Origin of the sequence: Acinetobacter sp. ANC 4862, from assembly GCF_004336635.1 — a bacterium.
Classification (GTDB): Bacteria; Pseudomonadota; Gammaproteobacteria; order Pseudomonadales; family Moraxellaceae; genus Acinetobacter.
Genome location: NZ_SJXH01000017.1, coordinates 1 through 14,033 on the forward strand (window position 1 = coordinate 1; position 14,033 = coordinate 14,033).

Annotated in this window: 13 protein-coding genes; 2 read left to right on the top strand and 11 right to left on the bottom strand. The window is 41.2% G+C overall.

What is annotated here, in order from left to right:
* Window positions 1–166: 166 nt before the first annotated feature.
* The 5 genes from E0409_RS08880 to E0409_RS08900 all read right to left on the bottom strand — a co-directional run bounded on the left by E0409_RS08880 (window position 167) and on the right by E0409_RS08900 (window position 6,904).
* On the bottom strand, window positions 167–427 hold the full coding sequence (locus E0409_RS08880) for a hypothetical protein (RefSeq protein WP_131289816.1): 261 nt from the start codon (window positions 425–427) through the stop codon (window positions 167–169).
* 90 nt (window positions 428–517) lie between these two features.
* On the bottom strand, window positions 518–3,526 hold the full coding sequence (gene gyrA, locus E0409_RS08885) for a DNA gyrase subunit A (RefSeq protein WP_131289818.1): 3,009 nt from the start codon (window positions 3,524–3,526) through the stop codon (window positions 518–520).
* A 574-nt stretch (window positions 3,527–4,100) separates the two neighbouring features.
* A complete protein-coding gene (locus E0409_RS08890) occupies window positions 4,101–5,033 on the bottom strand; it encodes an FAD-binding protein (RefSeq protein WP_131289820.1) in 933 nt (310 codons plus the stop codon).
* 17 nt (window positions 5,034–5,050) lie between these two features.
* Complete coding sequence (locus E0409_RS08895) at window positions 5,051–5,800, bottom strand: electron transfer flavoprotein subunit beta/FixA family protein (protein WP_131289822.1); 750 nt, start codon at window positions 5,798–5,800, stop codon at window positions 5,051–5,053.
* Window positions 5,801–6,298: 498 nt separating this feature from the next.
* A complete protein-coding gene (locus E0409_RS08900; RefSeq protein ID WP_131289824.1) occupies window positions 6,299–6,904 on the bottom strand; it encodes a LysE family translocator in 606 nt (201 codons plus the stop codon).
* A 114-nt stretch (window positions 6,905–7,018) separates the two neighbouring features.
* Between E0409_RS08900 and E0409_RS08905 the strand changes: the two genes are divergently transcribed.
* Together E0409_RS08905 and E0409_RS08910 are read left to right on the top strand one after the other, a co-directional pair.
* Window positions 7,019–7,513 carry an Lrp/AsnC family transcriptional regulator gene (locus E0409_RS08905; protein ID WP_131289826.1) on the top strand — a complete coding sequence of 165 codons (495 nt, stop codon included), beginning with the start codon at window positions 7,019–7,021 and terminating at the stop codon, window positions 7,511–7,513.
* A 9-nt stretch (window positions 7,514–7,522) separates the two neighbouring features.
* A complete protein-coding gene (locus tag E0409_RS08910; protein ID WP_252151795.1) occupies window positions 7,523–8,083 on the top strand; it encodes a GNAT family N-acetyltransferase in 561 nt (186 codons plus the stop codon).
* On the opposite strand, the gene E0409_RS08915 is transcribed toward E0409_RS08910, so the two are convergent.
* The 6 genes from E0409_RS08915 to E0409_RS08940 form a co-directional block, all read right to left on the bottom strand.
* Window positions 8,080–8,451, bottom strand: a complete 372-nt coding sequence (locus E0409_RS08915) for a hypothetical protein (RefSeq protein WP_131289932.1) — start codon at window positions 8,449–8,451, stop codon at window positions 8,080–8,082. The two genes, E0409_RS08910 and E0409_RS08915, sit on opposite strands and share 4 nt — an antisense overlap.
* 278 nt (window positions 8,452–8,729) lie before the next feature.
* Window positions 8,730–9,623, bottom strand: a complete 894-nt coding sequence (xerA, locus tag E0409_RS08920) for a site-specific tyrosine recombinase/integron integrase (RefSeq protein WP_165541319.1) — start codon at window positions 9,621–9,623, stop codon at window positions 8,730–8,732.
* Between the two features lie 253 nt (window positions 9,624–9,876).
* The gene (gene dapF / locus E0409_RS08925) at window positions 9,877–10,722 is read right to left on the bottom strand and encodes a diaminopimelate epimerase (RefSeq protein ID WP_131289830.1); all 846 of its coding nucleotides are present in this window, start codon (window positions 10,720–10,722) and stop codon (window positions 9,877–9,879) included.
* A gap of 13 nt (window positions 10,723–10,735) precedes the next feature.
* Entirely contained in the window at window positions 10,736–11,980 is a 1,245-nt protein-coding gene (lysA, locus tag E0409_RS08930) for a diaminopimelate decarboxylase (protein WP_131289832.1), read from the bottom strand.
* Between the two features lie 38 nt (window positions 11,981–12,018).
* Window positions 12,019–12,249, bottom strand: coding sequence for an LPS translocon maturation chaperone LptM (lptM, locus tag E0409_RS08935; protein WP_131289834.1), 231 nt, complete (start codon window positions 12,247–12,249; stop codon window positions 12,019–12,021).
* 132 nt (window positions 12,250–12,381) lie between these two features.
* Window positions 12,382–13,785: an amino acid permease gene (locus E0409_RS08940; RefSeq protein WP_131289836.1), complete on the bottom strand. Its 1,404-nt coding sequence runs from the start codon at window positions 13,783–13,785 to the stop codon at window positions 12,382–12,384.
* Window positions 13,786–14,033 lie beyond the last annotated feature (248 nt).

Sequence of the window (14,033 nt, forward strand, 5' to 3'; positions counted from 1 at the left end):
TAAAGTATGAGGACGACCTGATTTCTTTTTGAGTGATTCTGCTTTTTCTAAAACCTCTACCATTTCGGTAAAAACTGGTCGAGGTACGCCAACCAAGCGTTTAAATTCAGAATCTGAAAAACGGTTTAAGTTCTGATATCTCATGAAACTTAGATTGAGGTGGTTTTTACTTTCGCAAGAGGTCTAATATTTTCTGATTCTGCTCTAATTGTTTATTTTGATATAACAAAGTAATAACTAATGCTGTAAAACTTAAAAAAGCAAATATAGGATTTAATATACCACCTATATAATCTCCAAAAGCTCCCCATACAGCAGTATCCAAACTGATATATTTAAAAGTAGAAAGATACATAAAGAGTAGGAATGAAATTAATACTATTAAACCAATAAATAAAGGTATCAATATATTTTCAATTTTCTTCACTTATTTCCCCCCACTCAATTTTCATAAAATATTATTATTCAAAATTTAAAAAAAAGAGCGCCTAAGCGCCCTTCTTTTTGATATCAAAACTTAGTCTTCAGAATCTCTTAAATCAGATTCATTTTCAGATTCATCAGCAATCGTTTCATCATCAACCAAAATTTCAGAATCAATCAAAGCTTCAGCGGCAATCACTTCTTCACCTTCAACTGCTTCAACAAACTCTTCTTCTTCAACGGCTTCTACAGAAACTACACCCACCAGAACTTCTTCATTACCGAGACGGATTAGACGAACACCTTGCGCATTACGACCTGTAGTTGCAACTTCTGAGGCACGGGTACGAACCAGCGTACCGCCATCAGAAATTAACATCAGTTCTTTGCTTTCATCAATGGATACTGCACCGACCAACTCACCGTTACGTTCAGATGTTTTAATTGCAATTACACCTTTACCGCCACGTTTCTTGGTTGGGAAGTCGCCCACTGGGGTACGTTTACCATAACCGTTGGCACATGCACAAAGCACTTCACCCGTTTCAGGTACAACTACCAATGAAACGATCCGGCTGATTAATGCCGAATCTGAACCATCTTCATCATCAGACTCGATATCAGTTTCGTCATTTTCTTCAAGCTGTGCAGCTGCACCAATGGTCACACGCATACCGCGTACACCTTTAGCAGAACGACCCATTGAACGAACGTCAGTTTCTGCGAAACGAATCGCCTTACCTTCATTCGAGAACAACATGATTTGCTGTTCGCCATCGGTAATTGCAACACCAATCAAGGTGTCATCGCCATTGAGTTCAATTGCACGTAAACCATTTGAACGAACATTACTGAACTGTTCAAGTTCTACACGTTTGATCGTACCGTACTCAGTCGCCATAAACACATAGAAGTTTTTACGAACCGCTTCGGCTTGCTGTGCAAAGTCAACAATGATTTCATCATCTAGATCGGTCGCTGAAAGCTCAACACCCAATTGCTTCAATTGAACGCGTAATTCATCAGACAAGTCATCCGCACCATCTTCAAGTTCAGCAAGTGCCGCTTCTAATTCAGCATAATGTGAATTGATGATTTCATTTTCTTGCAGTTTCGCAGCATTGGCTTTTACAAATGCCTTGAAATCGACCAGACGATCTTTAAATTTCTTCGGTGCATCAATCACAGGAAGAATCGCTGTAATCGTCTCATTGGCATCTAGCGGCAACAAGTTCACCATTGGGCGACCTTTTGCACCACGAGATGCTTGTGGCACTTCGTATACTTTCAAACGATAGACTTTACCGACATTGGTAAAGCATAAAACTGTCGCATGGTTCGATGTCACAATCAGATGCTGAATGTAATCATCAGTTTTCATTGATGTTGCAGACTTACCACGACCACCACGACGCTGAGCGGCATAGTCAGACAATGGTTGAGTTTTCGCGTAACCTGTTTTCGAAACGGTCAGTACCATTTGCTCTTCAGGAATTAAATCTTCACGAGAGAAATCGATACGTGATTCAACAATGGCAGTTTTACGCGCATCGCCATACTGTTGCAGAATCAACGCTAATTCTTCACGAATCACATTCATCAACAAATTAAAATCGTTAAGAATTGCAGTCAGTTCAGCAATTTGCGCTAGAATTTCAGAATATTCCGCATGTAACTTGTCTTGTTCAAGACCGGTTAAACGGTGTAAACGAAGTTCCATGATCGCATTAACTTGCGTTGGTGACAGACGGTAAATATCACCTTCCAGACCAAATGGTTTCGCTGGATCTTCGCCTTCAATTTCGTCAGGTCGTACCGATACTGAACCTGCTTTTTCAAGTAATGCAACAACACCGCCACCCGCCCATTCACCTGCTTGTAAACGCTCACGTGCTTCAGCCGGATTGGCAGAAGTTTTGATGGTTTCGATAATGGCATCAATATTTGCCAGAGCAACCGTCAAACCTTCCAAGATATGACCACGTTCACGCGCTTTGCGTAACTCGTACATGGTACGACGTGTCACCACTTCTTGACGGTGGCGAATAAACGCCGCAATGATGTCTTTCAAATTCATCAACTTCGGCTGACCGTTGTCGAGGCAGACCATGTTGATACTGAAAGAATTTTCAAGTTGCGTGTTCTGGAACAGGTTATTCACAATCACTTCAGCGTTTTCGCCACGCTTCAGGTCAATTGCAATACGCATCCCGTCTTTATCAGACTCGTCACGAAGTTCTGAGATCCCTTCAAGTTTTTTCTCTTTTACCAGTTCAGCAATACGTTCAATCGTTTTTGCTTTATTAACTTGATAAGGAATTTCAGTGAATACAATAGTAATACGACCGTTTTTCGGATCTTCTTCGAAGTGATATTTACCACGAATATGCAAACGGCCTTTACCGGTACGGTAAGCATCCACAATTCCCGATTTACCGTAAATAATACCACCTGTAGGGAAATCTGGACCAGAAATATGCTGCATCAAACCTTCGATGCTGATATTTGGATCATTGGCATAAGCAAGGCAGGCATTCACAACTTCAGTCATGTTGTGCGGCGCCATATTGGTCGCCATACCCACTGCAATACCGGTTACACCGTTAATCAGTAAGTTAGGAACACGGGTTGGCATGACCTGAGGAATACGCTCAGAGCCATCGTAATTGTCTTCCCATTCGACTGTATCTTTTTCCAAGTCAGCCAAAAGTTCATGCGTGAGCTTACGCATACGAACTTCGGTATAACGCATTGCCGCAGCACTATCGCCATCTACAGAACCAAAGTTACCCTGACCATCGACCAATTGATAACGCAAGCTAAATTCTTGTGCCATACGTACAATGGTTTCGTAAACAGCTGAGTCACCATGCGGGTGATATTTACCGATTACGTCACCCACCACACGGGCAGACTTTTTATACGCTTTGTTGTAGTCATTGCCTAACTCGTGCATAGCGAAAAGCACACGACGATGAACTGGTTTTAAGCCATCTCTCACGTCTGGTAATGCACGAGAAACAATAACACTCATGGCATAGTCGAGATATGAGCTTTTGAGTTCATCCTCAATGGCAATCGGTCGGATTTCCGATAGGCTCATGCATACTCCTTATTACAAACAGTATTTGGAACTGCTCGTTTTATATAATCAATCTAGCAAAAAATTAACCCAAAATAAGCTGAGTTAAAGTCTAAATACAGCCGTAAATTATAGCATAAATTCTCTCGTTTTTGTCTCTTATAAGCCATCTTAATCTTGTTAATTTTCTTCAATTTATCGTTTATTTTTTAATCTGTTTTAATTGTCGGTATTTTATGTGAATTAGTTCGTTTTTTCACTAACTTTAATTCAAATTTACACAACCAGCTACCTCAGAATCTTGCACAGTTGAGCTGCTCATTTTGCGCTTTCATCTACATAGAAAATCAATGACGAGTCACCTATCCGGAAACCCATCCGAACCCGATTGAAATGACACGTTTTAGATCTCTATGAAAAGCCATAGAGCTCGCTTAAGCATTCAAATGAGCTATTACTATTACATCTTGAAACGGCTCAATTAGCCCTGATTTCTTTGAAAAATTTTCAACAATAAAAAACGCCCCTGAGCAAAGCAGGAAAGCATTGCTTTCACTGCCTGCGCAAGAGCGTCTTTCTGAACAGGATTCAGGAATTAGATTTTAGAAACCAATTCTGGAATAACCGTGTTCAAGTCACCCACTAACCAGTAGTCAGCTACTGCATTGATTGGCGCTTCTTCATCTTTATTGATCGCAACGATCACTTTAGAATCTTTCATCCCCGCCAAATGCTGAATCGCACCAGAAATACCGACAGCGATGTACAGGTCAGGTGCAACGATTTTACCGGTTTGACCCACTTGCATGTCGTTAGGAACGAAGCCCGCGTCAACTGCAGCACGTGAAGCACCTTGAGCAGCACCAAGCTTGTCAGCCAATGGATCAAGTACAGTGTGATAATTCTCACCTGAACCCACACCACGACCACCAGAAACCACAATACGAGCTGCTGTGAGTTCAGGACGTTCAGATTTAACAATCTCTTCAGAAATAAACTTAGAGATGCCAGCATCTTGAACATCGCTTACAGTTTCAACTGTTGCAGAACCACCTGTGGTCGCTACAGGATCAAATGCAGTACCACGAACCGTGGCAACAACGATAGATTCAGCAGATTCTACAGTTGCAATCGCGTTACCTGCATAGATTGGACGTTTGAAAGTTTTAGGGCTTTCAACAGCAATGATGTCAGTGATCATGCTAACGTCTAAAAGTGCAGCAGCACGTGGCAGTACGTTTTTGCCTGTCGTTGTAGAAGCAGCAAGGATATGTGAATAACCTTTGCCTAACTCGGCAACTAATTTTGCAACGTTTTCAGCCAATTGGTGTGCATAAGCCGCGTTGTCTGCAAGCAATACCTTGCTTACACCCGCAACTTGAGCCGCTTGGTCAGCAACTGCCTGAGCGCCAGAACCAGCAACCAATACAGTGATATCACCACCGATTTTTTGAGCTGCAGCAACAACGTTTAAAGTAGCAGCGTTTAGTGCTTTATTGTCGTGCTCAGCGATAACTAAAATACTCATGATTTTATCCTTCTGTATTAGATCACTTTCGCTTCGTTTTTAAGTTTTTCAACAAGCTCGTCAACAGATTTCACTTGTACGCCAGCTTTACGCTCTGCTGGTGGTTCAACTTTAACTGTTTTAAGTTTAGTCGTCGCTGAAACGCCATAATCTGCAGGAGACTTCATATCAAGCGGTTTTTTACGCGCTTTCATGATGTTTGGAAGAGCAGCATAACGTGGCTCGTTCAAACGTAAGTCCGTGGTAATGATTGCAGGAAGGTTCAGTTCAACAGTTTGTAAACCACCATCAACTTCACGAGTGACTTGAACTTTGTCGCCAGCAACATTCACAACAGAAGCAAATGTACCTTGACCAGCACCCAGTAAAGCAGCAAGCATCTGACCGACCTGATTCGAGTCGTCATCAATCGCTTGTTTACCAAGAAGGATCAATTCTGGTTTTTCTTGTTCTACAATGCCTTTCAAGATTTTAGCCACTTCAAGTGCACCAATCTCATCAGCAGTTTCTACTAAGATACCGCGGTCAGCACCCAGCGCCATAGCAGAACGGATTTGTTCTTGCGCTTCTTTAGGACCGATAGAAACCACAACGATTTCTGAAACTGTTCCTTTTTCTTTTAGACGAACCGCTTCTTCCACTGCGATTTCACAGAATGGGTTGATCGACATTTTAACGTTAGTAAGGTCTACCCCACTATTGTCCGGTTTAACGCGAACTTTAACGTTGGCATCAACCACACGTTTTACAGCAACAAGAGCCTTCATGTAATCCTCGGCTGTTTTAGCAAAAGTAAATGTTGAGAAAAGTTAGAATAACTCTTCACTTAAAAATTTTTAGGTGCCCTATCTTGCAATGTGTATGGCATTTCGGTCAAGTCACAATTATCGAAAGAGCTGTAAAAATGCGTAAATTACTTGAACTAGGCGTTCATATTTTTTTGAAGGGTTTTTATTAAGATGAATTCGCTCAATATTTATTTATTTTTGAACATTGATTTTTATTATTTTTTATCTAATTAACTTCATCAAAAGTTCTGATTTACCCCCTGTTTTCGATTATTTTTTAGCTCAAACAGCTTAGCCTTCTTGCACCAACGACAAAGTTGCGAACTGTCATTTAAGACAGATAAGAGGTTTTTTCCTGCTCTAGCTGTAGCAAAAATGATCATTTTTTTAGAATAAACTTGTAATAAATTACTTTTAATTTGCAAATCCAGTTCTACTTAAAAAGCATGCCATCATGACATGCTTTTTATAGGCGTATTAATGAATGATGAGCCAGGTTGCAGCAAGCATTAACAAACCGCCAGAACCGCCATCAATCCATTTTTTTTTACGTTGATCGATCTGGGTTTTTTGGGTGATTTTGGCAAAAATCAAACTTAAACTGCAGTACACCACAAAGATCAATCCGATAAAAATAAACGACAAGATCAGACCTTGCGTCACGGTGTCTCCGGCTTTATTGATAAATTGCGGTAAAATTGCAAAGTAAATCAACATACCTTTTGGGTTCAGCAAAGCTGTAAAAAAGCCTTTTTGAATCGGTTTCGATGTGCTTTTATTTTCAATTGCCAATTTTTTATTGCTAAAAACAGACTTGATTAAACTAAAAGCCAAAAATAACAGATATGCTATCCCGAGCCAGCGAATGGTTTCAAATAATACCGGGAAGGAAACAATAATGGCTGCGATACCTAAGGCCACCAAAACAGAATGTACCAAATATCCCAGGCACACCCCGACTGTTGCCATCATGCCTGCTTTTGCATCTTTCCCCATCACTTGTGACAGGATAAACAACATATCTGGTCCAGGTGTAAAAATAAGCGGGATAACCGTTAAGGCGAAGAGTGCAAATACAGACATTTCCTTTTCCCTTTCCATGTCTTGAAAGTGGAAATTAGTATCAAATAAATACCACAAAATAGGATTTCAAATTATTCTATAATTATGATTATTTTTCGAATTATATTCTAATTTATGAAACTATCCTCCAAGTCTATTTTAGTAAAGCTGGATCGTACCGATAAAAATATCATTCGCGCACTACAAAATAATGGGCGCATGCAAAATAACGATCTAGCCCGTGAAATTGGGCTGTCACCATCTTCCTGTTTGCGTCGGGTGAAATTGCTCGAAGAAGCTGGTGTCATTCAGAACTACACCACAGTGGTTGACCCACAAAAAATTGGTTTACAACTCATTCTGTTTTCACGGATTTGGCTGGTCGGTCAGGATGCCGAAACGATCGACTGCTTTATTGAGGCGATGAAAGAACTGCCTCAAGTGATGGAGTGTTATATTATTTTGGGTGAATGTGATGCCATGCTGAAAGTGGTGGTACCCGATCTGGAAAGTTATCGTAAGTTTCAGTCCACACATTTAACCAAGAAAAATGGCATTACCAGTGTTAAAACGGATTTACCCAGTCAGATTATTAAACAGAGTTTCCAACTTCCTCTGGATGATCTTTAGGACAGTATGATGAGTATACAGCTTGAGACATCGCGTTTAATTTTAAGAGCATGGAAAAAGTCTGATCTTAAGCCGTTTTATGCATTGAACGCTAACACTGAAGTGATGCGTTATTTTCCCCATTGTTTAACTCGGGAACAAAGTAATGCGCTAGCGCATAAGTTTCAAAGAATGATCGAAACGCAAGGCTGGGGTTTCTGGGCAGTCGAATTAAAACAAGGTGGGGATTTTATTGGCTTTACAGGATTAAATGCCCAGCCCAGTCAATTTACCTTTTCGCCCTGTACCGAAATCGCTTGGCGACTTGAGCAGAAATATTGGGGCAATGGTTTTGCGACCGAAGCTGCAACTGCTTGTTTGAACTTTGCTTTTGATTCACTCAAGCTAAACCAAGTGGTTGCATTCACTGCAGTACAAAACACAAAATCCCAAGCCGTTATGCAACGTTTAGGCATGCAATTTAAAGACTACTTCAATCACCCTACTTTAGATAACAGTAGTCCCTTGCAAAGACATGTGCTTTATCAAATAGATGCTGCTCAATTCAGGCAGACTAAAACAACTCATTAAACATGATAATGTTGTAAAAAATCACGGTGAATATGGCTTAAATCAATCAGGTCATATTCCTGAAGATTAAATATTTCCCAAACTTCCAAAAAGTCTTGTTTTAAGTCAACATCCGCCGTAGCAATCGGTCGTTGCTGCCACTGCAAGTCTGAAATCCAGATATAGCCTTGTTGTGTCTCTGAATTGACTGCTTGTACCTTGCCTTCAGCATTGATTCCTTGGACATGGGTATTTTCCGGTAAAGATGGCTCAATAGTGGGCAAACTTATTTCAACAAAATGCTTGACCTGACGCAGACCATAGCCTGCAAAAATCTCTTTTTGCTCAGTACTCAATCGGTCATATTTTTCTTGAATATCTGCCATCATTGTTTTCCCTATCATTTTTGACTTCCAAACTTTGTGTAACATCTAGTGAAACAACAAATAATTTCATTACCTTGCATTATTCATGCCACCTATTTCATGTTTATAGTTGATTTTTATACCTGATAAATTGGCTTTTTATTATTCTACAATAGTTTAAAACGCCAGTAATATTGCGCAATATTACCGCTAAATTTATTTAAGTTTCATTAATTTATGTTCTTTTACTGAAAAAATCCAGAATCATTTTGAGACAAAATTTAGATCTCTTTAGATATCTACTACGATTTTTTCAGTTGTGCCCGTGGATGCGCCTGATCATACACCTGTGCCAAATGATCAAAATCAACATGGGTATAGATTTGCGTTGTGGTTAGATTGCTGTGCCCCAACATTTCTTGTACAGCGCGCAAATCTCCACTGTTCGACAACATATGACTGGCAAAACAATGACGCAATAAATGCGGATGCAAGTCGACATTTACCCCTGCACGTTGCGCCTGTAATTTAACCCGATTTTCAATTTGTCGTGCTCCGAGTGGATTGCCCTTTTGGGTAATAAACACATTCGCGTCCGGGACAAAGTCACCATTCCATAACGGATAAACTTGCAGCCACAACATCACCGCATCTTTGGCTTTGGAACCAAAAGGCACCACGCGTGTTTTATTGCCTTTACCGGTAATGCGTAACAGCTGCCGATTAAAATCGATATCATTAATGCGCAAGCCTTGTACTTCCGCCAGTCGCAGACCACTAGAATAAAGCAATTCCAAGATCGCTTTATCACGCAGCCACATTTGTTGCTCTATCAGTTTTTCAGGTTTGGGCTGATCTAAAATTTGATTAACGGTTTCAATATCCACCATACCCGGCAGTGGTCTAGGCAGGCGCTTTAACTGAAAATCATCGGCAGGATTAAAAGCCAGATATTGCCCTTGCTCAGCCCATTTCATAAATTGACGAATGGAAGATAAAAGCCGTTGCAGGCTACTGGAACTTAATTGCTGCTGTTCAACTTTTTGTGCCAGATATTCACGCAGATCGGTCGATTCCACATCCGCTAAATTGAGTTTTTTGATTTCACAAAAATTTAAAAAATCCGAGACATCACGTTCATAGGCCTGCAAAGTATGTTTGGACTGATTTTGAATTTCTCTTTCTTTTAACCACATCAGCAATAAATCAGCAGGAGAACGTATCTGCATCTCTGGATCAATCACGTTTTTTCTCACTGTATTTAATGGGCGCTATCAACGGCGATATATTATTCATGTTTAACCAGATTAGATTCAATAATCAAGCACACCCTAGGATACGCCCTTTCTTTTCATTGTATCTATTTGATTTTAACTTGCACAATCCATGATTCCACAGATAAAAAAGCACCATCATCATGACAGTGCTTTTTCAGTCAAATTATGCGTTTTATTGCTGGTAAAAACTTAAATCGATACGACCTTCATAGACATTTGCAGTTGGACCGGTCATCCAGACCACATCACCTTCACGCCATTCAATTTGCAGCTTACCACCAGCAAGTTCAATTTCTACCGCATTTGCAAGCAAGCCACGGCGCATACCTGAAACCGCAGCTGCACAAGCACCCGTGCCACATGCCAGCGTTTCGCCTACACCACGTTCGAACACACGTAAACGCGCATGATTTTCATCAATGATTTGCATAAAACCGGCATTGACGCGTTGTGGAAAACGCTCATGCGACTCAATTTGAGGCCCCATGCCAGCAACATCAGCCGTAAGCACATCCGGAACAATGGTCACTGCATGCGGATTACCCATGTTCACCACATCAATGATAATACTTTCATCATTGGCTAGGGCTAAGCTGTATAGGTTTTCAGGCTCATCAGCAAGGAATGGAATCTGGTTCGGCAAGAATTTTGGATAGCCCATATTCACGCGAACCCAGCCATTTTGACCCAGTTCTGGCTCAACAATACCGGCTTTAGTTTGCACTTTAATTTTGGTTTTTGTGGTCAATCGACGTTCATGCACAAAGCGGGCAAAACAACGAACCCCATTGCCACATTGCTCCACTTCCGAACCGTCGGCATTAAAGATACGATATTTAAAATCGACATTGGGTAAATCGGGCGGTTCAACAATTAATAATTGATCGAAACCAATCCCAAAATGACGGTCAGCCAAACGCTGAATGGTCATGGTATCCAGATAAGCGCGCTGGCTGATCAGATCAACCACCATAAAGTCATTGCCCAGACCATGCATTTTAGTAAATTCTAAAAACATCTCGAATTATTCCTTAAGGCAATAAGCGTTCTTTATCCCACAATGATTCAATGCTTTCACGCTCACGAATCAAGTGTGCATGATCACCATCGACCATCACTTCAGCAGCACGACCACGGCTGTTGTAGTTCGAACTCATCACGAAACCGTATGCACCTGCACCCAATACTGCAAGTACATCATTTTCTTTCAGTGCAAGCTTGCGCTCTTTGCCCAGGAAGTCACCCGTTTCACAGATTGCACCCACCACATCCCACTCTTTTGCTTCAACATCGCTACGTGGCGTCACTTCCTGAATATCCATCCATGCTTCGTATAAAGCAGGACGAATCAGGTCGTTCATTGCCGCATCAATAATCGCGAAGTTACGGTGATTGGTTGGTTTCAACAAATCGACTTTGGTTAGCAAGACACCAGCATTGGCAGAAATACTACGACCCGGCTCCATATACACTTTTAAACCGAGTTTTTCTAAAGCCGGTTTCAAGGCATTGGCATATTCAACAACAGTTGGTGGAACTTCATCTTTATAAGTCACACCCAAACCACCACCGATGTCGATGTGTTTTAGATTGATCCCGAGTTCTTTCAATTTCTCGATCATCATGATCACGCGATCAAGTGCATCGACAAAAGGTTGAGTTTCGGTCAATTGCGAACCAATGTGACAATCAATACCGACTACATCCAGATTCGGCAAAGACGCTGCATATTGATAAGTTTCAAATACGCTGTCCGATGGAATACCGAATTTATTTTCTTTTAAACCGGTTGAAATATAGGGATGGGTTTTGGCATCGACATCCGGGTTTACACGTAAAGAAATCGGGGCTTTTTTACCCAGTTCAGCCGCCACTTTTTGAATGCGATCCAGTTCGGCATAGGATTCAACATTGAAGCAGGCAATTCCGACTTCCAAGGCTTTTTTAATGTCCGCTTCTGATTTACCCAAGCCAGAGAACACAATTTTAGATGCATCACCGCCCGCTTTCAGTACACGTGCAAGCTCGCCACCAGTGACAATATCAAAACCTGCACCCAGCTTCGCCAGTACATTCAATACCGCAATATTAGAGTTCGACTTTACCGCAAAACAAATTTGATGATCGATAAAGCTAAATGCACGATCCATATCGAGATAATGCTTTTCAAAAGTGGCTTTTGAATAAACATAAAGTGGCGTGCCAAATTGCTGCGCAAGTTGTTGCAACGAACATTGCTCTGCGTGCAGAACCCCATTAATGCGGGTAAAACTCATGAATGTATCCTTTCTATGAAAGCGTTAACAGTTAAAAGCTAAGGGGTTGAAGGCTGATTATTAGAATCAGCAGGTGCTACCAGCGGTTTCTGTTCAGATGCTTCTTTCTGTTCAGACTGCTGTTTTGAATCGACATTCGGATATAACAAATATTTCGAACGCTTGTCGTAATTCTGATCACTCGGTAACTGTAAAGCTCCAGACTGACCACAACCGACCAAGGCAAAACCTGTTGCCAATAAACTGATGTAGCAAATGACAAGACGCATCTGACCACCTATCCTATGTTTTCGAAGAAGTATAACTCGATCACCGCTGTGACCAAAGTGCTAAACGCTAGAGATTATCGCTAGTTAAAAAAAAACGCCAGTTTCAGACTGGCGTTTTCACAAACAAAGGGCTTATTTATGTTTCGGTTTGTAGAAACCAAAGTAACCAATAATCAAGATAATGAACCAGATTGGACTCACCATCAGCGCTTTCATGGTATCTGCTTCTAATGACAATACGTAAATCATGCCAATAAAGAAGATGATCACCACCCAACAGGTAAACAATCCACCCGGTAATTTAAAGGTTGATTTCGCATGCAGTTCTGGACGGGTTTTATAGTAAACAATATAACTCCAGATAATCATCAACCAGACACAGATAAACAGGATGGTTGAAAGCGTGGTTGCCAAAGTAAAGGCTTCAACGGTATTGGGTACAAAGTACTGAAGTGCAGCACCCAGTAACAAACAGATTGCAGAGAAATACAACGCATTCGCTGGAACCGCACGCTTATTTAAGTGTCCAAATGCTTTTGGACCTTGCTCTTCACGTGACAGACCGAACAGCATGCGGCTGGTCGAGAATACCCCACTGTTCATGGATGACATGACTGACGATAACACCACCAGATTCATGATAATCGCGGCGGCTGCAATACCGGCTTGACTAAACAAGTTTACAAACGGGCTAATATTCGGATCAATTTTATTCCATGGCGTGACCGACATCACAATCACCAATGCCAATACGTAGAAAATGATGATACGAATCGGAATCGAGTTGACTGCCTTAGGCAAGTTGCGTTCTGGATCTTTGGTTTCAGCTGCAGTTGTACCCACCAGCTCTACCCCCACAAAGGCGAAGATCGCAATCTGGAAGCCTGCCAGGAAGCCCGTTACCCCGGTAGGGAAAATACCGTCATGTGACCAGAGATGGGTAAATGACGCCACTTCACCTGCGGTTGAAGAGAATCCGGTAAAGATCATCCACAACCCGACAGCAATCAGCACCACAATGGCAATAATCTTGCTTAAGGCAAACCAGAACTCTAACTCACCGAATAACCTCACCGTAACCAGATTCAGCCCCATAATAAAGATGATGGCCGCAACACTGATCATTACCCCTTCTCCAGGCGAAAATGGTAACCCCCCGTTAAAGAATTGCAGGTAATAAATAATCGCGGATAAATCAGCAATACCAATCGTGATCCAGCACAGCCAATAGGTCCAGCCGACAAAATAACCCGCCCAAGGACCAATTAAATCTGTCGCAAAATCAATAAAAGACTTGTATTGCAGGTTAGACAGTAACAATTCGCCAAGCGCACGCATGACCAAAAAAACCATAAAACCAATAATCATATAAATGATCAGAATTGAAGGTCCGGCCAGGCTGATGGTTTTACCCGACCCCATGAATAAACCTGTACCAATTGCCCCGCCAATCGCAATAAGTTGCAAATGCCGATTCGATAAACTTCGCTGAAGTTCACCCCCTGTAGCAGATGAACCATGGTTTTCATTTGACATTGTTATTTTCGTCTCTCAAATTTCGTGTGATAAAAGTAGCTCAAATTAAAAAAAATAAATAAAGTTTTTTGAGCGATTATTTAATATTTTTCAAGCCTATGTGTATCTCTGTTGCTTTTTCATCCAAATTCAGTCCCTTTTGTATTGCTGTGTGCATTTCCATTAAATTTAGCAGTTTACGTGCCAACATATAGATTGACGAGATTTTATGCAAAAAATTGTATTTCCATACAGCTATTGCTACATTT